Origin of the sequence: Virgibacillus byunsanensis (genome assembly GCF_042675965.1) — a bacterium.
In the GTDB taxonomy this organism is placed as follows: Bacteria; Bacillota; Bacilli; order Bacillales; family Amphibacillaceae; genus Virgibacillus_R; species Virgibacillus_R byunsanensis.
Genome location: NZ_JBHTKJ010000012.1, coordinates 246,575 through 267,323, shown reverse-complemented (window position 1 = coordinate 267,323; position 20,749 = coordinate 246,575). Strand labels below are relative to the sequence as shown.

Annotated in this window: 17 protein-coding genes; 15 read left to right on the top strand and 2 right to left on the bottom strand. The window is 37.6% G+C overall.

Features of this window, described 5'->3' with window-relative positions; genetic code table 11:
• Positions 1-91: 91 nt before the first annotated feature.
• The 12 genes from lspA to pyrE all read left to right on the top strand — a co-directional run bounded on the left by lspA (position 92) and on the right by pyrE (position 13,303).
• Positions 92-568: a signal peptidase II gene (gene lspA, locus ACFQ3N_RS06510; protein ID WP_390360677.1), complete on the top strand. Its 477-nt coding sequence runs from the start codon at positions 92-94 to the stop codon at positions 566-568.
• Positions 565-1,473, top strand: a complete 909-nt coding sequence (locus ACFQ3N_RS06505) for an RluA family pseudouridine synthase (RefSeq protein WP_390360675.1) — start codon at positions 565-567, stop codon at positions 1,471-1,473. Before lspA ends, ACFQ3N_RS06505 begins: the two co-directional genes overlap by 4 nt.
• Positions 1,474-1,736: 263 nt before the next feature.
• On the top strand, positions 1,737-2,279 hold the full coding sequence (gene pyrR, locus ACFQ3N_RS06500) for a bifunctional pyr operon transcriptional regulator/uracil phosphoribosyltransferase PyrR (RefSeq protein WP_390360674.1): 543 nt from the start codon (positions 1,737-1,739) through the stop codon (positions 2,277-2,279).
• A gap of 200 nt (positions 2,280-2,479) precedes the next feature.
• Complete coding sequence (locus tag ACFQ3N_RS06495) at positions 2,480-3,859, top strand: solute carrier family 23 protein (RefSeq protein ID WP_390360672.1); 1,380 nt, start codon at positions 2,480-2,482, stop codon at positions 3,857-3,859.
• Positions 3,860-3,875: 16 nt separating this feature from the next.
• Positions 3,876-4,760, top strand: coding sequence for an aspartate carbamoyltransferase catalytic subunit (locus ACFQ3N_RS06490; protein ID WP_390360739.1), 885 nt, complete (start codon positions 3,876-3,878; stop codon positions 4,758-4,760).
• On the top strand, positions 4,760-6,043 hold the full coding sequence (locus ACFQ3N_RS06485; protein ID WP_390360670.1) for a dihydroorotase: 1,284 nt from the start codon (positions 4,760-4,762) through the stop codon (positions 6,041-6,043). Before ACFQ3N_RS06490 ends, ACFQ3N_RS06485 begins: the two co-directional genes overlap by 1 nt.
• Positions 6,036-7,136, top strand: coding sequence for a carbamoyl phosphate synthase small subunit (locus tag ACFQ3N_RS06480; RefSeq protein WP_390360668.1), 1,101 nt, complete (start codon positions 6,036-6,038; stop codon positions 7,134-7,136). The genes ACFQ3N_RS06485 and ACFQ3N_RS06480 overlap by 8 nt, the downstream gene beginning before the upstream one ends.
• The gene (carB, locus tag ACFQ3N_RS06475) at positions 7,129-10,329 is read left to right on the top strand and encodes a carbamoyl-phosphate synthase large subunit (protein ID WP_390360666.1); all 3,201 of its coding nucleotides are present in this window, start codon (positions 7,129-7,131) and stop codon (positions 10,327-10,329) included. Before ACFQ3N_RS06480 ends, carB begins: the two co-directional genes overlap by 8 nt.
• Positions 10,326-11,081, top strand: coding sequence for a dihydroorotate dehydrogenase electron transfer subunit (locus tag ACFQ3N_RS06470; RefSeq protein WP_390360664.1), 756 nt, complete (start codon positions 10,326-10,328; stop codon positions 11,079-11,081). The genes carB and ACFQ3N_RS06470 overlap by 4 nt, the downstream gene beginning before the upstream one ends.
• Positions 11,081-11,989 carry a dihydroorotate dehydrogenase gene (locus ACFQ3N_RS06465; protein ID WP_390360737.1) on the top strand — a complete coding sequence of 303 codons (909 nt, stop codon included), beginning with the start codon at positions 11,081-11,083 and terminating at the stop codon, positions 11,987-11,989. Before ACFQ3N_RS06470 ends, ACFQ3N_RS06465 begins: the two co-directional genes overlap by 1 nt.
• Positions 11,989-12,705, top strand: a complete 717-nt coding sequence (gene pyrF / locus ACFQ3N_RS06460; protein ID WP_390360662.1) for an orotidine-5'-phosphate decarboxylase — start codon at positions 11,989-11,991, stop codon at positions 12,703-12,705. Before ACFQ3N_RS06465 ends, pyrF begins: the two co-directional genes overlap by 1 nt.
• Entirely contained in the window at positions 12,689-13,303 is a 615-nt protein-coding gene (gene pyrE / locus ACFQ3N_RS06455) for an orotate phosphoribosyltransferase (RefSeq protein ID WP_390360660.1), read from the top strand. Before pyrF ends, pyrE begins: the two co-directional genes overlap by 17 nt.
• A 61-nt stretch (positions 13,304-13,364) precedes the next feature.
• Here the strand turns inward: pyrE and ACFQ3N_RS06450 are convergent, their stop codons facing one another.
• Complete coding sequence (locus ACFQ3N_RS06450) at positions 13,365-14,126, bottom strand: class I SAM-dependent methyltransferase (protein ID WP_390360658.1); 762 nt, start codon at positions 14,124-14,126, stop codon at positions 13,365-13,367.
• A 119-nt stretch (positions 14,127-14,245) separates the two neighbouring features.
• Between ACFQ3N_RS06450 and ACFQ3N_RS06445 the strand changes: the two genes are divergently transcribed.
• Both ACFQ3N_RS06445 and ACFQ3N_RS06440 read left to right on the top strand, forming a co-directional pair.
• Positions 14,246-15,106, top strand: a complete 861-nt coding sequence (locus tag ACFQ3N_RS06445; protein ID WP_390360656.1) for a LysR family transcriptional regulator — start codon at positions 14,246-14,248, stop codon at positions 15,104-15,106.
• Positions 15,107-15,169: 63 nt separating this feature from the next.
• Entirely contained in the window at positions 15,170-15,589 is a 420-nt protein-coding gene (locus ACFQ3N_RS06440; RefSeq protein ID WP_390360654.1) for an organic hydroperoxide resistance protein, read from the top strand.
• 642 nt (positions 15,590-16,231) lie between these two features.
• Here ACFQ3N_RS06440 and ACFQ3N_RS06435 read toward each other — a convergent pair.
• Complete coding sequence (locus ACFQ3N_RS06435) at positions 16,232-17,938, bottom strand: Rqc2 family fibronectin-binding protein (protein WP_390360652.1); 1,707 nt, start codon at positions 17,936-17,938, stop codon at positions 16,232-16,234.
• Positions 17,939-18,064: 126 nt separating this feature from the next.
• Between ACFQ3N_RS06435 and ACFQ3N_RS06430 the strand changes: the two genes are divergently transcribed.
• A complete protein-coding gene (locus ACFQ3N_RS06430; protein WP_390360650.1) occupies positions 18,065-20,719 on the top strand; it encodes a calcium-translocating P-type ATPase, SERCA-type in 2,655 nt (884 codons plus the stop codon).
• The last annotated feature ends 30 nt before the right edge of the window (positions 20,720-20,749 follow it).

Genomic DNA, 20,749 nt, shown 5'->3' with positions numbered 1-20,749 from the left:
TAAAGTATAATAACACCTAGGGCTTTGGTTATTAGGTCTGATTGATAAACCAATATTTAACTATGTTTTCTAAGAAATCGGGGGAAATAGCATGTATTTGTATTACATAATCGCACTTATTATTATTGTAATTGATCAGTTAACGAAATGGGCTATTATAAAAACAATGGATTTAGGAGAGCAAATTACGGTTATTGATAACTTTTTTTACATTACATCACACCGCAATTCAGGAGCAGCTTGGGGTATATTAGAAGGGCAAATGATATTTTTCTATATTATTACGACGGTTGTTATTATCGGAATTGTGTATTACATGCAAAGGTATGCAAAAGATAGTAGACTGTTAGTCATATCATTAAGTTTGGTTTTAGGGGGAGCGATAGGTAACTTTATTGATCGTCTCTTTCGAAAAGAAGTTGTTGATTTCTTTGACTTTATAATCATTAGATATGACTTTCCAATATTTAATGTAGCAGATTCTGCCTTAGTAGTGGGTGTAGGTCTCATTATTATTGCTACAATTTTGGATGAAAAGAAGCAGAAGAAAGGAACATTAAAATCATGACGCACGAACATATCGTTACAACAGATGAGAATAAAAAAAGAATAGATAAACTGCTTTCTGAGATTAACCCAGAAGCTTCACGGTCTCAGATTCAAACGTGGATAACAAAAGAACATGTTTTCGTTAATGACGAACTCGTCAAAGCAAATTATAAATGCCATACGGATGATAAGATCACTTGGTCTATTCCAGAAGTGGAACCTTTAAAGATAGAGGCAGAGAACATTCCGTTGTCCATTATTTACGAAGATAGTGATGTTATCGTTGTTAATAAACCTAGAGGGATGGTTGTACATCCTTCAGCAGGACACAGGAGTGGATCCTTAGTGAATGCATTACTGTATCATTGTAATGATTTATCAGGTATCAATGGTGTTGAACGTCCAGGCATTGTTCATCGAATTGATAAAGATACAAGTGGTTTATTAGTTGTTGCTAAAAATGATTCCGCCCATACCAACTTGGCTGAGCAATTATCTTCAAAAGAAATTGAACGTAAATATATAGCTATTGTTCACGGAGAAATTTCGCATGAAACAGGAATGATTGACGCACCTATAGGAAGAGATCCAAAAGATCGTCAAAAAATGGGTATAGTTGATGATGGAAAACCTGCTATTACGCATTTTTATGTTATATCAAGGTATGATGATTACACACATGTGGAATGTCAATTAGAAACAGGCAGAACACACCAAATACGTGTTCACATGAGGTATATTGGCCACCCTTTAGTGGGAGATCCAAAATATGGACCGCGGAAAACAATGGATATTAATGGCCAAGCGTTACATGCAAAAGTATTAGGATTTACACATCCACGTACAAAAGAGTGGGTACATTTTGAAGTGGAACCACCGACCTACTTTAACGAAGTGCTAACAACTATTGAAAAAATGTATTGACAAGTCAGGTAGTGTTTGTAATAATAAATGGAATGAATAAGATCCTTTAATCTAGTCCCGTGAGGCTGAGAAGGAAGCGGTAAGATATATGTATGTAGAGATACATGTATCTAAAGTCCCTTTTTTCCTCACGGAGAAAAGGGACTTTTTAGCAGGTAGGAAAGTATAAAAATTTCCAACTGCATAAGTGCAACTAAGGCTCGCCATAAAGGTTTTGCGATAAGCCAAGTTTTCTAATGATGTCTATTAAAAGGGGTGAGGCTATGAATAAAAAAACCGAAGTATTAGACCAGCCTGCCATAAACAGGGCGCTGACAAGGATCGCACATGAAATTCTGGAAAAAAATAAAGGCGGAGATAATCTCTTATTAGTAGGTATTAAAACAAGAGGAGTTCCACTTGCAAAAAGATTACAGGAGAAAATTAAACAGATTGAGAACATAAATGTTCCGATTGGGGAATTGGATATTACCTTATACCGGGACGATTTAGCAAAAGCAGTAGAATCAAATGAGCCGGAGTTAAAAAATACAAATATTAATGTGGATATTATCGGAAAAAAGGTAATACTAATTGATGATGTACTTTATACGGGAAGAACGGTAAGAGCAGCAATGGATGCAGTAATGGATATTGGAAGACCTTCGCAAATGCAGCTAGCTGTACTAGTAGACCGAGGACACAGGGAGTTACCGATCCGTGCTGATTATGTTGGTAAAAATATTCCGACATCCGACGAAGAAATAATTGTCGTAAACTTAAACGAAGAAGATGATCAAGATGAAGTAAGTATTTATGAAAAATAAATATACGAAGACCTTTAACCAAATCCAGAGAGATTTAAAAGGTTGTAGAAGATAAACGTGTACAATACTACACGTAAACCTCTTTGCAATCTTTTGCAAAGAGGTTTTTTAGATAGATAAGATAGTATAAAACTTTCTTATCTGGGATAAACCCAGTTTTCTAATGGCAAAACTATAAACTTAAATCGGAGGAATGAAAAATGAGACAGGATAAAATAGCAATGGACGTTCACGAAGTACCAAAACCGCAAAAATGGTTTATTTTAAGCTTACAACACTTATTTGCAATGTTTGGTGCCACCATTTTAGTACCATTCCTTACTGGTTTATCTCCAGCAGTAGCTTTAGTATCAAGTGGTCTTGGAACGCTCGCATATTTGCTTATAACACGTGGGCAGATTCCAGCCTATTTAGGATCTAGCTTTGCATTTATTGCTCCTATTATAGGCGCTGTATCAGCAGGTGGTCCTGAAGGCGCTATGTTAGGAAGCTTCTTAGCAGGTATTGTCTATGGAATTGTAGCTTTGTTCATAAAATTATTGGGATTAGGTTGGCTTATGCGAATCTTACCACCTATCGTAGTAGGTCCTGTGATCATTGTTATCGGTTTAGGGTTAGCATCAACAGCAATTGATATGAGTATGTATATTCCAGGTATAGATGAGCAAGTGTACAGTAGTACTCATCTCTTGGTAGCTTTTGTAACGTTAGCAGTGACGGTTATTGCTTCTATATTTTTCAGAGGATTTTTTGGACTTATCCCTATCTTAATTGGTATTGTTTTCGGTTATACGTTTGCGTTATTCCTAGGTGTTGTAGATACAACTGGAATTAAAGCAGAATGGACTAATATGACAACTGCAAGTTCAGTTGGAGAGTTTTTTGTAGCATTCTTTCAAATGCCAGACTTTATAGTACCGTTTGTTCATTATTCCCCGTCAAGTGTCATTAGTTTGGAAATAGTGTTACTCATGGCACCTGTTGCGCTTGTAACAATAGCTGAACACATTGGTGATCAGATGGTCTTATCTAAAGTAGTAGGGCGTAACTTTTTGAAGAAACCAGGTCTTCATCGTTCCATATTAGGAGATGGTGTAGCAACCATCATTGCATCCTTCATTGGAGGGCCGCCTAATACAACGTATGGTGAAAACATTGGTGTTTTATCTATCACACGTGTGTTTAGTGTGTTTGTTATCGGTGGGGCCGCGGTATTGGCACTTACCTTTGGATTTATCGGAATTATCACAGCAACTATTAGTTCGATTCCTACCGCTGTAATGGGTGGTGTCTCCATTCTGTTATTCGGGATAATTGCCTCCAACGGTTTACGAATGCTGATTGATAACCAAATCGACTTGAGTAACAAACGTAATTTAGTTATTTCATCTGTCATTTTAGTAATCGGTATTGGTGGAGCATTTATTCAAATAACGGATAATATGCAAATTGCAGGGATGGCACTATCTGCCATTATCGGTGTTTTATTAAACCTAGCATTACCAGGAAAAGAGAGTGGTTATGGTAACCGATCGATGTTTGATACTAGTGAAGTAACTCAAGGTGATTCAAATGAATAATTTAAAGGCGAAGTCAATAAGACATTTTGTATCTGTTGCTCAATTATCAACTGATGAAATTTTTTCTATCCTAGAAAGTGCAGAAGCGTATAGATTTGGAGTTAAACCCCTTCAAGAACAGCTATTTGCAGCAAATTTATTTTTTGAACCTAGTACTCGTACAAAATCCAGTTTTATGGTTGCACAAAGAAAACTTGGTCTTGAAGTTTTAGACTTTTGTACAGAACAGTCAAGCGTTCAAAAAGGGGAAACCTTATATGACACAGTTAAAACGTTTGAAGCAATCGGAGCAAATTTACTTGTTGTAAGACATCATGATGATCACTGGTATGATGATCTCCTTCCGCATCTGTCTATACCAATCATTAATGCTGGGGCAGGTAGCGGAGAGCATCCTACCCAATGCATGTTAGATCTTTTGACAATCTATCAAGAATTTGGTTCATTTTACAACTTGAATGTAGTTATTGCAGGGGATATTCAACATAGTAGGGTAGCTCGATCTAACGCCTATGCTTTAGAAAGACTCGGAGCGAATGTGTACCTTTCTGCTGCGTCGGGATTTGAGGATTCAACATTAGGGTTTCCATATATATCAATGGATGAGGCAGTCGAGATAGGTGATGTTATGATGCTTCTAAGAATACAGCATGAGCGGCATCATGCAAACTATCAATCGACTACAACTTATCTGAATGACTACGGATTAACAATGGCACGTGAACGAACGATGAAGGATCATGCTATTATTTTGCATCCTGCACCGATCAATCGAGGAGTTGAAATTGATTCTGAGTTAGTTGAATGTGAACGATCTAGGATATTTAAACAAATGCAAAACGGTGTGTACGTTAGAATGGCTTTAATGCTGAAATTACTAAAGGAATGGGGATTGTCATAATGAGTATTTTACTTAAAAACGGACAGCGATTAACAGTAAACAACCAATTGGAAGATTGTGAAGTTTTAATTGAAAATGGAAAAATAAAAAAGCTGGGCACATCCATTTCTGAAAGTGCTGAGGAGATAATTGATTGTCAACAACAATTAATCTTACCTGGGTTTATTGATGTCCATATTCACCTGCGTGAACCAGGTGGTGAATATAAAGAAACAATTGAGTCTGGTACCAAAGCAGCAGCACGTGGGGGTTTTACAACTGTGTGCGCTATGCCTAATACTAATCCAGTCCCAGACAGCACTCAAACGGTTCAAGACCTGTTAAAAAGAATTGAAAAAGATGCTACAGTTCGTGTACTACCTTATGCGGCTATCACCAAAAATTTAAATGGAGAAGAATTAACGCCGATTAAAAAGCTTTCTAATTTAAGGGTGTTTGCCTTTACAGATGATGGGGTTGGCATTCAAACAGCTGATTACATGTTCCGTGCAATGAAGGAAGCAGCCGCCTGTGACATGCCAATTGTTGCTCATTGTGAGGACAATTCCATTGTTTATGGTGGAGTCATGCATGATGGAAAGGTAAGTAAAAGGCTTGGTTTACCTGGTATCCCTTCGCTTAGTGAATCAGTACAAATAGCTCGTGATGTCTTATTAGCCGAAGCAACGGGTTGTCACTATCATGTTTGTCATGTAAGCACAAAAGAATCGGTTCGAATTATACGGGATGCGAAAAATGCAGGTATACATGTTACAGCAGAAGTAACTCCCCACCATTTAATTTTACATGAAGAATCAGTAGAAACTGATGATGCCAATTTCAAAATGAATCCCCCATTACGAGCAAAAGAAGATCAGGAAGCTTTATTAGAAGGGTTGTTAGACGGAACAATTGATTTTATAGCTACTGACCATGCGCCACATGGTGAGGAAGAAAAATCACTTGGTTTTCAAAAAGCACCATTTGGAATTGTAGGTCTTGAAACTGCTTTTTCATTACTTTATACAAATCTCGTTCAAACGAACAAAATAACGCTTCATCAATTGGTTGATTGGTTAACCATTAAGCCTGCACGCGTCTTTCAGTTACCTTATGGAATGTTGGAAGAAGGAGTTGCAGCAGATCTCACAGTAGTTAATCTAACAAAGGAAATGAAAATTGATAAAAATACCTTTTTCTCAAAAGGAAAAAATACACCATTTCATAACTGGAGTACCAAAGGAACACCAGTTTTAACGATAGTTGATGGAAAAATCGTATACAAGGAGGATCTTCATGGCTAAACGACATTTAATTTTGGAAGACGGTTCGGTTTTTGTTGGGGACAGTTTTGGAAGTGAACGCACAACAATTGGAGAGGTAGTTTTTAATACGGGTATGACGGGCTATCAAGAGGTTATAACTGATCCGTCTTACTGCGGGCAAATTGTTATGATGACTTATCCATTAGTAGGTAATTACGGGATAAACCGTGATGATTTTGAAACGGTAACACCATTTATTCAAGGTTTTATTGTAAAAGAACTCTGTGACACTCCATCTAACTTTAGAAATGAGGAAAGTTTGGATAGTTATTTAAAAGCTAATGACATACCAGGTATTTCTGGGATAGACACGCGAAAGCTAACCAAAATCATTCGCAAACATGGAACAATGAAAGCAACAATTGTGACAATGAAGGACACAACCAACGACATAGTTGATGAGATGAAAAACGTATCCTTACCAACAGATCAAGTTAGACAGACATCAACTGTTAAACCTTATGTTGTTCCAGGGCGTGGAACGAGAATTGTATTAGTAGATTTTGGAATGAAGCACGGTATATTGCGGGAATTAACGAAACGAAATTGTCATGTGACAGTCGTTCCATACAATTATAATGCAGAAAATATAGCAAGGTTGAAGCCTGATGGAATTATGCTTACAAATGGCCCAGGAGATCCCAAGGATGTTCCAGAAGCAATTGAAATGATTCAAGCTTTACTAGGTACCATTCCCATTTTCGGTATTTGCTTAGGCCATCAACTCCTAGCCTTAGCAAGTGGTGCTGACACGGAGAAAATGAAGTTTGGACATCGAGGCGCGAATCATCCAGTAAAAGATATGCGTACATCACGTACTTACATTACTTCTCAAAACCACAGTTACGCTGTGCGTGAAGCATCTCTTGAAAATACAAATTTACAACAAACGCATGTAGCATTAAATGACAATACGATTGAAGGTCTAGCTCATACAACCTACCCAGCATTCTCGGTACAATATCATCCTGAGAGTTCACCAGGTCCAGAAGACACGAATTATTTATTTGATGAATTTTTACAAATGATTAACCATCATCAACTAAAAAATGAGGAGGAAGCATATGCCTAAAAATACAGCTATTAAAAAGATTCTCGTCATTGGATCAGGTCCCATCGTAATTGGGCAAGCAGCCGAGTTTGATTACTCTGGTACACAGGCATGTCAAGCGTTGAAAGAAGAAGGTTACACAGTTATTTTGGCAAATTCAAACCCTGCCACCATCATGACCGATCATACGGTTGCAGATAAGGTTTATATGGAACCATTAACAGTAGAATTTTTAACCAAAATCATACGTAAGGAACAACCAGATGCTCTCTTGCCAACACTTGGAGGCCAAACTGGCTTAAACCTGGCTGTAGCACTAGAAGAAACAGGAGTGCTAGCGGAATATAACGTGAATTTACTAGGTACGTCTCTCGAGGCGATTCAACAAGCAGAAGATCGTGAAAAGTTTAGAAATTTAATGCAGGAATTAAACGAACCTGTACCAGATAGCAGTATAGTAAATTCTGTGGAACAGGCTTGTGAATTTGCATCAGTTATCGGTTTTCCATTAATAGTCCGTCCAGCATATACACTAGGCGGAACAGGTGGGGGCATGTGCTATAACGAATCTGAATTACGAGAAATCGCCCGGAACGGATTAGCTTTATCACCTGTAGATCAATGTTTAATCGAAAAAAATATTGCAGGATTTAAAGAAATTGAATATGAAGTAATGCGTGATAAAAATGACCAGGCTATCGTAGTGTGTAACATGGAAAATATTGACCCAGTAGGAATTCATACCGGAGATTCCATCGTTGTTGCTCCGTCACAGACCTTAAGTGATCGAGAATATCAGTTACTAAGAAACGCTTCTTTAAAAATCATTCGCGCTCTCAAAATTGAAGGCGGATGTAATGTGCAATTAGCACTTGATCCAAATAGCTTTGATTATTATATTATCGAAGTTAATCCACGCGTAAGCAGATCATCAGCCCTTGCATCAAAAGCTACCGGTTACCCGATTGCTAAAATGGCTGCTAAAATTGCGGTCGGGTTAACGATGGATGAGATTATTAACCCGATTACAGGAACAACATATGCGTGTTTTGAACCAACATTAGACTATGTCGTTACGAAAATTCCTCGCTTTCCATTTGATAAATTTATTACTGGAGACCGTTACCTTGGTACCCAAATGAAAGCAACTGGAGAAGTAATGGCTATTGGACGGAATTTTGAAGAGTCATTGTTAAAAGGAGTTCGCTCCCTTGATAGTGGAACAGAGGAATTATGGTTGAAAAGCTTAGTTGACCTTTCGATGGGTGATCTAACAAAAAGGTTGAAAAAAGCAGATGATGAACGATTATTCGTAATAGCTGAGGTACTGCGAAGAGGCATGAGTGTTGATGAAATTTTCAAGTTAACAAAAATTGATCGTTTTTTCTTATGGAAACTAGAGAAGCTAATTAATTTGGAAAAAGAGCTAATAGAAAATAGATTTTCATATGAATTACTGCTAAAAGCGAAAGAACATGGATTCCCTGACACACAACTTGCTAGGTTATGGGAAACAACAGTTGATGAGGTGTATCAACTTCGTAAAACGGAAAAGATTTCACCAGTTTTCAAGATGGTTGATACGTGTGCTGCTGAGTTTTCATCTGAAACACCTTATTTTTACAGTACGTATGAAGAAGAAAATGAGTCACTTTCATCCAATCGCAAAAAAGTACTTGTACTTGGTTCAGGGCCAATTAGAATTGGTCAAGGGATAGAGTTTGATTATGCCACTGTTCATTCCGTACTGGCTATTAAGGAATTGGGATATGAAGCTATTATTATGAACAATAATCCCGAAACCGTCTCAACTGACTTCAGCATTTCTGACAAACTTTACTTTGAACCACTAACCTTAGAAGATGTGATGCATGTGGTTGACTTGGAACAGCCAGAAGGAGTAATTGTTCAGTTTGGAGGACAAACAGCAATTAACTTAGCAGCTGGATTAGAACGCCGGGGTGTGAAAATTTTAGGAACAGACCTAGAAGCTATTGACCGTGCGGAAGACAGAGATAAATTTGAACAGTTGCTTGATCAGTTAAATCTGATGCGACCAACAGGTAAAACGGTAATAAAGCTTGAGCAGGCAATGGACGTTGCAAATGCGATTGGCTACCCTGTATTGGTTCGTCCTTCGTATGTAATAGGTGGAAGCAGAATGGAAATCGTGTATGATGATGAAGAATTAAATGCGTATTTACAAAAAGGTAATCAGCAACATGATGAGCACCCAATTCTGATAGATAAGTATATTACAGGGATTGAAGTAGAGGTTGATGCTATCAGTGACGGAGACACCATTATTGTTCCAGGAATCATGGAACACATAGAACGAGCTGGTGTCCATTCAGGAGATTCCATTGCAGTCTATCCACCGCAACGGATGAGTGAAACGGTTAAACAGAAATGTATGGATGCTACTGTAAAAATAGCACGAGCCTTACACGTGAAGGGGTTAATAAATATACAATTTATCATTCGAGGTGAAGATGTATATGTTCTGGAAGTAAACCCTCGAGCAAGCAGAACGATACCATTCTTAAGTAAAATTACTGGAGTGACGATGGCTAACATTGCTACTAAATGCATCCTTGGAACAGCGTTACCTGAATTGGGTTATCAAACAGGAATACTTCCAGAACAGGATCATGTTTCGGTTAAAGTTCCTGTATTTTCATTTGAAAAATTACGAAGCGTTGATACGACTTTAGGTCCTGAAATGAAATCAACAGGAGAAGCTATCGGCTATGATAAAACCTTGGAAAAGGCATTATATAAAGGTCTGATTGCTTCAGGACTACATGTGCCGCATGAAGGTTCCGTTTTACTAACTGTTGCAGATAAGGACAAGGGCGAAATGCTGGAAATAGCAGAACGTTTTCACCAACTAGGCTTTCATTTGTATGCAACACAAGGAACTGCTTCATTTGTAAACCAATCTGGAATCCCGGTAACAGAAGTAGCAAAAATAGGGTCTGCTGAGCCAAATGTATTATCCATCATAGAGAATGGTGATGTACAATTTGTTGTAAATACACTTAACTCAGGGAAAAAACCGAGATCAGATGGCTTTAAAATTCGTCGTGAAGCAGTAGAGCATGGAATAGCATGTTTAACGAACCTGGATACTGCCAATGCCATCTTAAATGTGATTGATTCTACTACATTTAGTGCAAAACCCATGGCAAACAAGGAGGCAGGACGGGTATGATGAAAAAATTAGAAGTAGAAGTTCTTTCATCAACTGATATAGCATTAGATACCATGGAAATGGAATTAAAAAGTGAATATATATGTAAGCATGCGGTTCCTGGGCAGTTTCTTCACATCTATGTGGAAGGACATACATTGCGACGCCCGATATCAATCGCTGATGTCGACAAATTCAATAATACACTTACCATTTTATTTAAAAAAGTTGGTTCAGGAACAGAAAAACTAGCAGCGTACCAACCTGGGTCACGAATTAGTGTGTTGGGACCGAGTGGGAATGGCTTTGATTATATCGGTGTAGAGTCATCTACTGTTTTGCTAGTTGGTGGGGGGATAGGCGTTCCACCACTATATTATCTCGGAAAAGCCTTAGCTGAAAAAAACGTGAAGGTTATTTCAGTACTAGGATTTCAAACAGGTGCAAGTGTTTTTTATGAGGAAAAATTTAAACAGTTAGGTGATACCTATATCGTTACAAACGATGGTTCCTATGGTTCTCGTGGTTTTGTGACGGATGTGCTTTGGGATATTGCGGAGATTGATCGTTATTACTCCTGTGGTCCATTGCCTATGCTGAAAGCAGTATGTACAGAGCTTCCACATAAAGAGGGGTACATTTCACTTGAAGAAAGAATGGGCTGTGGGGTCGGTGCTTGTTTTGCCTGTGTCATACCGACAGATGACAATGGTGGTTATAAAAAAATATGCAAAGATGGACCAGTTTTTGCAGCTCATGAGGTGAGTTTATGATAGATTTAGCCGTAAATTTACCAGGTTTGTCATTAAAAAATCCAATCATGCCAGCATCAGGATGTTTTGGCTTTGGACGTGAGTATAGTCAATTCTATGATTTAAACTTATTAGGTGCGGTTATCATGAAAGCAGCCACTGGAAATGAGCGTTATGGAAATCAAACACCACGTGTAGCTGAGACTGCATCAGGAATGTTAAATGCAATTGGTCTACAAAATCCAGGAGTAGAAAATATAATTCAAACCGAAGTACCTTTTCTAGCAGATTATGATATTCCGATCATTGCTAATGTAGCAGGAAGTACGTTAAAAGAGTATGAAGAAGTCGCACGTACGTTTAATCAAGCAGAACACATTCAAGCACTTGAATTAAATATTTCCTGTCCGAATGTTAAAGAGGGTGGGATTCAATTTGGAACAAACCCTGATATGGCTGCTAAGGTAACTGAAAAAGTAAAACGAGTCAGTAACTTACCAGTTTATGTTAAGCTCTCTCCAAATGTAGCGGATATCGTTTCAATGGCAAAAGCGGTAGAAGCAGCTGGTGCCGACGGGTTATCCATGATTAATACCCTATCTGGAATGCAGATTCACTTACCTAGTAAACGTCCATTACTAGCAAACAAAACAGGGGGATTATCTGGACCAGCCATAAAACCAGTTGCGATTCGAATGATCTATGAAGTGAAACAACACGTATCCATTCCAATCATTGGTATGGGAGGAATAAGCAGTGCAGAAGACGTATTGGAATTTTTATTGGCAGGAGCCAGCGCTGTTGCTATCGGGACAGCGAACTTTCAAAATCCATTTATATGTCCAGAAATAATTGAGAATTTACCGAATGTACTACAATCTAATGGATTTACATCGGCCCAGGAGGCAGTTGGAAAGGGGATCATTTAATGGATAATCGTATATATTTATCACTTGATTTTCCAAGTTGGGTTGAAACGAGGAATTTTCTCGATGAACACGCTTTACAAGGTGTTCCGGTAAAAGTTGGAATGGAATTATTTTATCGTGAAGGACCGAAAGTTATCGAAAAATTAAAGGAAAATGATCATGCTATATTCTTAGATTTGAAATTACATGATATTCCAACAACTGTCATGAAAGCGATGAAAAATATCGCCAAACTTGATGTGGATATGGTAAATGTACACGCACTTGGCGGAAGTGAAATGATAATGCGGGCTAAGGAAGGTTTATTATCAGGAGCAGACCATAATCTGAAGACAAAGTTGATTGCAGTTACCATCTTAACGTCTCATACGAATGAACTGATGAATAAAGAGCTTTTAATACAGGGGAATTTACAAGATAATGTTGTTCATTTTGCTGAATTTGCTAATCATTATGGGGCTGATGGTGTGGTATGTTCTGTGCATGAGGCTAAGCAAATCAAAGAGGTATGCGGGTCATCATTTTTAACCGTAACCCCAGGTATTCGTTTAAAAGAGTCAAGTGTGGATGATCAAGAGCGAGTAGCAACACCAGCCTTTGCCAGAAAGAACGGTTCTGATATTCTAGTGGTTGGAAGAAGTGTAACCCAATCAAAAGATCCATATATTGCATATGAAACAGTCAAAAAGGAGTGGGCATATGGGGTTAACGAATGAGTTAGCAAGAGATTTATTGGAAATTAAGGCGGTTCAAATCAAAACAAATGACTACTTTACATGGACTTCTGGAATAAAATCTCCCATTTATTGTGATAATCGACTTACTATGTCTTACCCGTCTATTCGGAAGAAAATAACAGAAGCTTTTGTTCAATTGATAGCTGGATTAAAGGAGAAGCCAGATGTAATTGCAGGCTGTGCTACTGCCGGCATTCCACACGCTGCATGGTTAGCAGAACGTCTCGACTTACCAATGGTTTATGTACGATCCAAGCCCAAAGGACACGGAAAAGAAAATCTAATAGAAGGAGCAATTTTTAAAGGAGATAAGGTTTTAGTTATTGAAGATTTAATTTCCACCGGCGGTTCTTCTATTGATGCTGCACAAGCGATTGAAAAAGAAGGTTTTAAGGTACTTGGAGTAATGGCCATTTTCACATATGGGTTAGCAAAATCAGAAGATCTCTTTTCTAATGCGAATATAGATTTTCAGACCATCACTAACTATGAAGCAGTACTTCAACTTTTGTTGGATGATGGAACGATTAATCAAACGGAGAAACAAACATTACAAGCATGGCGTGATAGTATATAAAAAATACTAAAATGTAAGTACACGTTTAATAATAGAGCTGCCTTCAAAGGCAGCTCTATTATTATTTCTCACACATTACCATCCACTCATCAATCGAAAAGGAATGTATTGTAGTATCATCTATGTCAAATTGAAAGTATTCCCGAATGTCTTGTGGGGCAGCTAATATATACTGATTTACTTTCTCCTGGTCGTTTTTATCCTCCACTGTTCGTTCGAGCCATTCTTGATAGGGCAATCGTTTCTTTCGTGTTAACTCCTTTAATATAGAAAGGTTACTACTAGTTAATATGTTTTTCCATTCTAATATGGTTCTCGAACGGTTATGACTGTTATCCCTGATTTTTTCTAGTGTATTTATAAACTGGTCATGTACAGAATAAGTGGGAGCAATGTTGTCAATAAATAAGAATTTTCCTTTTGACTTCAATACTCGAGCAACTTCATAAATATACCGATCGGGGTTAGGAAAGTGATGAGCTGCGATCCGGCATGTGACGATATCAAAAATGTCATCCATAAAAGGTAGGTTCTCTGCATCTGCAATTTTATACGTAATATTTTTGTAGTCTTGTAAATGCTTTGCCGTATTTTCCAGCATTTCTTCTGTTAGGTCTGTTGCCACTACTATAGATACGAAACTTGAAAGCTGTTTTGCAACGTGTCCACCACCAGTAGCAATATCAAGAGCTACCATTTGTAAAGAAGGATTTAACCAATCCGTTATTAATGTCAAATCACTTTCTTTTGCGTGTGTAGAACTACTAATATATGCCTCCTTATTTGTTGAAAAAGTCTTCTTAACAGAATCTTTATTATTCATAACACACCTGCTTTTTCAATTATTTTATATATGTTTATCATATGATTTGATATGCAATAAGTAAAATAGTAGTTTATAATCATGTTATATAATAATTTCTTATCAGTGAGGTAATTTTAATGAGAATAGATGATTATACACTGTTGTTAAAGTTAGATGAAATAGGAACGATACGAGGAACGGCTAAAGCAATACTAATTTCACAGCCAGCTGTTACCCAGCGTCTAAAATATATAGAGGAATATTTCGGGGAAAAGATTTTCATTCGAACGCCAAAACGCTTAATGTTAACATCCAGTGGTGAAATGATAGTAAACCATGCAAAAAGTGTTATAGAACATGAAGTTTCAATTAAAAATAAACTTGCACAATCAAGTGAAGAGGTGCAAGGAACTCTATCTATAGCCTGTTCTTCTCTCATTAGCCAGCGTTTTTTACCTGCAATTTTAGCAGAATATACGAGAAAGTTCCCTAAAGTAGCTATTGATCTTGTGACAGGAATTAGCGAAGACATTAAACGAGATCATAAAAATTATCATGTTTGTATTATACGTGGAGAAAAGCTTAAGGAAAGTACATGTATTCGTCTATTTGATGATCCATTATTTATTTTTGATACAGAGGAATTTCCACAAACTTCAATTAAAGAGCGTCCAATCATTTCATTTAAAAGTGATGATAGTATGCATGAGCTAGTGGACCATTGGTTGTACCACCACCAGGATCAAATAAAGCCAGTGAAGACAATAAGGGTGGATCAAATAGAAACGTGTAAACAGTTTATGAAACAAGGTCTTGGAATGGCTGTATTACCAAAAAGCGTCTCTGATTCACTAATGGATACTTATGCCCATATTCCATTAACATTGGACGGTGTAAATGTTACACGGGACACCTGGATATGTTACCAGGAAGGGGTGCGGGAATTATCGCAGGTAGACCAGTTCATTGAAGCTCTCCAAACAGAAAAATTCCTATAATTCGTTTACTATTGGTCTATTTGAGGTACATTTATAGTAAACAGGTTAAAAGGAGTGTTTCTAATGAGTAATGTAATATTTACTTCTAAAGCAACTGCTAAAAATGGAAGAGATGGTCATGTTAAATCCGATGATGGATTAATTGATCTAAAATTAGTTAATCCAGCAACAAATAAAGAGGATAAAGGCTCTAATCCAGAACAGCTTTTCGCTGCAACATATTCTGCATGTTTTGATGGTGCTTTAAATTTGGTTGCTTCAAAGCAAAACAAAGATATTGACTCTGAAACAACGGCAGAAGTCAGCTTTTTAAAAGATTCAGAAGATGACGGCTTTAAAATAGGTGTTACGTTAAATATAAGTATAAAAGGAGTAAGTCAGGACGAAGCAGATCAGCTTGCAAAAGATGCTCACCAAGTCTGTCCATATTCAAAAGCTACCAGAGGTAATATCGACGTAACGTTGAATCCTAAATCTATATAAAATAAGGCTGTTTTTTAAAAGAATGTTGTCTTAGTCACAGTAGATATAAACTGCGACATAACTTGATGTGACGGTTAACCTACCGCTACGGAAATACACTTCGCTTTCACCCATCCGGGTACAAGTGCGACATCTGCTTCGTTTCACTGCGTAGTGTCTTCTACCCGTGGGCGGCTGATGAGCCTCCTCGAGCTAACGCTCTCTGGGGTCTCAGGCTAGGCCTCTGCTCCCACAGGATAAGGAAAGCTACATAGCTAGACATCGCACGCAGAAAATCGGTTTGTATTTTCAAGGAGTCTACGTGTATTTCCTCCGCTGTTATTTCTGTTACTGTCGTGGGACTGTATTAGTATTAATAAAACCCTTACCAGTCAGGGTGAGCGGAGGGCGGTGACTCCTGCGGGAACAGCACGTGTCTGAAGACACCGAAGCGGTGGTTTTCCGCTTCGGAGGCTGAAGCCGTGCCCGCGGAAAGCATCCGCCCGTAGCGATCCCAGACGGCGGCAATAGCACGCGTTCTTAGAAATAAGCCTAAAGTTACGTCGCAGTTTACATCAACTTTGAGAATGAAAATGCAACAAAACTTTCAAAATGAGTCAGAAATAAAGCGGATAATTCAAAGAGAATTATCCGCTTTTGCGATTATTTTTTCAGTTTTTCAATCGTAGTCTTGTCTGGGGTTACATATACTGTTTTTTGATTGTCATATGTTACAAACCCTGGTTTTGCTCCGTTTGGCTTTTTGACGTATCTTATTTTTGTATAGTCAACAGGTACAGAAGATGACTGCTGTGACTTACTGAAATAAGCTGCAATTTGTGCTGCTTCTAATAATGTGGTTTCACTTGGTTCACTATCTCGTATAATTACATGTGATCCTGGAATGTCCTTTGTGTGGAGCCATATATCATCACGTCTTGCCATTTTACTCGTTACATATTCATTCTGTTTATTATTCTTACCAACTAACAGCTGGGTTCCGTCTGAAGAAATGAATTCTTCTGGAACGGGTTTAGATGATTTGTTCTTCTGTTTCTTTTGTTTACTTTGCCTTTTTAGATAGCCCTCTTCGCGAAGTTCCTCTCGAATTTCTTCAATATCATATTCGCTAGCTACATCGATTTGTTGCAAAAGCTGGTCAAAGTACGCAATCTCTTCATCCGTTTTCTTCATTTCCTGTTTTATCTTATCCTTAGACGTTTTTAATTTTTGATATGTCTTAAAAAAGCTTTGTGCATTCTCACTTGGCGTTTTCATTGGATTTAATTCAATTGTTATTTCATTTTGTTCAGGGTCATAATAATCAACTACCGTTACAGTTTTATCTCCCTGTTTAACGATATGCATATTTGCGGTAAGCAGCTCGCCTTTTCGTTGAAACTGATCAGCACTCTCAGCTTTTTTCATTGTTTGCTGGTGTTTTTTAAGTTTACGCTTGTTTTTATCCTGCTCGTTCTTAATAAATCGATATAAGTCTTTAGCTTGTTGTTTTACGCGGTCACGTTCGGCTTTTCCGGAATAAAATTGATCAAGCATTTCATTTGTGGATGCTAAAGTTTCTGATTCTTCAACAAATGATGTCAGAGGAAGAACATGGAAGTCTTCCTTATTATTTCGGTAAATTGCTGGTGTATAATGGTTCTTTTGAATTAATAGCTGGATCTCAGAAAACTTTTCCATATATGTGTTGGTAGAACCAAGCTTTGCACGATAAACAATTTCTTTTGCAATTAGAGGCGAAACACCTACTAGTGCATGAACGATCTGCATATCTATTTTACCAGTATTAAAATCGATTTTTTTGATAAATGTTTCACTGTCTATTTTCAATAAGTTTAACTTATTTTGAGTTGGTGGCATTTTATATTCATGCCCTGGTAATATGGTTCGAAAACGGTTCTGTGCCATAGAAACATGCTTTAAACTGTCAATGATATGTCCCTTATCTTGGTCGACTAGCATAACATTACTATGTTTTCCCATTAACTCTACAATTAACGATTTATAGACAGTATCACCGATTTCGTTTCGCATTTTAATCGTGAAGGTTATGATTCGCTCCATCCCATACTGCTCTATAGATTCAACAATGGCACCGGATAAATGCTTACGAAGGAGCATACAAAACATGGATGGCTCCTTAGGATTTTTATAAACATCCTTTGTCAGGTGAACACGTGCGTACATAGGGTGAATAGATAAAAGGAGTGTATGATTCGTCCCTTGACTACGTATGGTGAATACTAGTTCGGTTTCAGTTGGTTGATATATTTTGTTAATTTTACCAGGAATAATAGTGTCACTAAGTTCTTTTGTTACTGCTCGAGTAACGATTCCATCAAATGGCATTCAATCACCTCATGCGTAATTATAGCATTTTTTCCAAGGAGTCTGCATAGATATTCATATAAAGAATGATTGGACAACTATATCTATTTTTACTTAAGCATACAGACGAAGCTGGAGGAATGCGTTGTGAAATGGTATCAAATGGACGTAGATCGAGTGGAACAAAAGCTGCATGTAACTACTAACAGGGGACTTTCAGCTAAGAAAGTGGACGAGCGCCGTAAACAATTTGGGTTAAACGTATTAGAAACTGAAAAAAATACATCCAAGTGGTTAATTTTTCTAAAACAATTTCAGGATTTTATGGTGCTAGTGTTATTGGCAGCCACATTAATAGCTGGATTACTCGGTGAGTATGTTGATGCTATTGCTATTATGGTTATTGTACTTGTTAATGGATTTATAGGATTTTTTCAAGAACAAAAAGCAGAGAAATCGTTATCAAAGCTAAAAGAGTTATCCGCACCAGTAGCGAATGTCTTACGAGATAGTGAGTGGAGTAAAATCCCATCACATGAATTGGTTGTTGGAGATGTTGTACGGATTAATAGCGGAGATCGTATTTCAGCAGATCTTCGTATCGTAAAATCAAATAGTCTTGAAACGGAAGAATCTGCTTTAACTGGAGAATCTTTACCTGTCATGAAACACGCAACAGCCATTTCAAAAGATCAACTTGATCCCCAAGACCAGGTGAATATGGGGTTTATGGGAACATTGGTAACACGCGGATCAGCTACGGGTATTGTGGTTGGTACTGGAATGAATACCGTAATGGGACAAATTGCTTCCCTAATGGTAAAAACAAAAAAATCTGTAACACCACTGGAATATAAATTAGCAGAATTAGGTAAAATACTAATTGTTTTGGCGTTATTTTTAACAGCTTTAGTAGTAGGTATTGGTGTGTATCAGGGGCATCCTGTTTATAATATGTTCTTAGCAGGGGTTTCATTGGCAGTTGCAGCTATTCCAGAGGGGTTGCCTGCAATTGTGACAGTTGCATTGTCACTAGGAGTTCAACGTATGATCAAGAAAAAAGCAATCGTAAGGAAGTTATCAGCCGTTGAAACATTAGGATGTGCTTCTGTTATTTGTTCAGATAAAACTGGAACAATGACGGAAAACCAGATGACAGTTAAGGAAGTTTATATAAACGGTCAATACTTATATGTAAGTGGAGATGGATACGACATCCGTGGAGATTACTTTCTGAATAAAACGAAAGTAGATCGCGCGTACCCACATTTAGAATCGATGTTATTATATGGAATGCTTTGTAATAATTCATCCTTACAAGTCAAAAAAGGGAAGTACCTAGTTGATGGAGATCCAACTGAAGGTGCGTTACTAGTTGCAGCTAGAAAAATGGGTCTGTCACCAACTGATGATGAACAATATAAAGTAATAAAGGAAATTCCCTTTGATTCAGACCGAAAACGAATGAGTGTTATTGTAGAAGATGAGAATAAGCGCCGTTTTATTATAACAAAAGGTGCACCAGACGTATTGCTCCCAAGATCATCCTTTTTTCTCGATGATAGTGGTAGGAAGCTATTAAGAGCGGAGGATAAAAAAGGTATTGATGAAGCCATCAACAAGATGGCTGAAAAGGCATTGCGTACTATTGCAATCGGGATGAAACCTATTTCTAAAAATGATTCGATCGATCCTATTTCAATAGAAAAAGATTTAACGTTTATTGGGTTATATGGCATGATGGACCCTCCAAGAAAAGAAGTAAAAACAGCCATAAAAGAATGTAAGGAAGCTGGTATTAAAACAGTAATGATTACAGGAGATCATGAGAAAACAGCACGAGCAATAGCAATTAATTTAGATTTACTTCCAAGTGAGGGGTTGGTATTAGACGGATACCAGCTAAATCAAATGTCTGTTACAGAACTTCGAGACATCATTGAACGAGTTTATGTATTTGCCCGAGTTACCCCAGAACATAAATTAAAGATCGTACAAGCTTTCCAAGAAAAAGGTCATATCGTTGCTATGACTGGTGATGGTGTTAATGATGCACCTGCTATTAAAGCGAGTAATATTGGTATTAGTATGGGGAGAAGCGGAACAGATGTAACGAAAGAAGCCTCTTCACTTATTCTAATGGATGATAACTTTGCAACGATTAAAGCAGCCATTAAAGAAGGCCGTAACATTTATGAAAACATACGTAAATTTATTCGTTATTTACTAGCATCAAACGTTGGGGAGATTTTGGTGATGTTGTTTGCGATGTTATTGGCATTGCCGTTACCATTAGTGCCTGTACAAATATTATGGGTGAACCTGGTTACAGATGGGCTTCCTGCCATGGCGCTAGGCTTAGATAAATCTGAGGAAAATGTCATGAAACAAGGCCCAAGAAATCCACGGGAAGGAATATTTGCCAGAGGCCTAGGATTTAAAATCATAAGTCGTGGTATTTTAATAGGATTGGTAACATTAATAGCATTTATGTTGACCTATCAAAATAACCCGGATAATTTAATATATGGGCAAACAGTAGCTTTTACAACGTTGGTAATGGCCCAATTAATACATGTATTTGACTGTCGCTGTGAAAATACGGTTTTTTCAAGAAACCCGTTTGAAAATATGTATTTAATTTTTGCCGTTATTTCATCGCTACTGTTACTACTCATCGTTATTTACTGGGAACCTTTACAACCTATTTTCCATACTACTTTCTTAGGTGTTAGAGATTGGATGTTTATCCTTGTTCTCTCCGCTTTACCGACTGTATTATTTGGATTCACAAAAAAATAAATGGATAGACCCCTTACATTTTGTATGTAA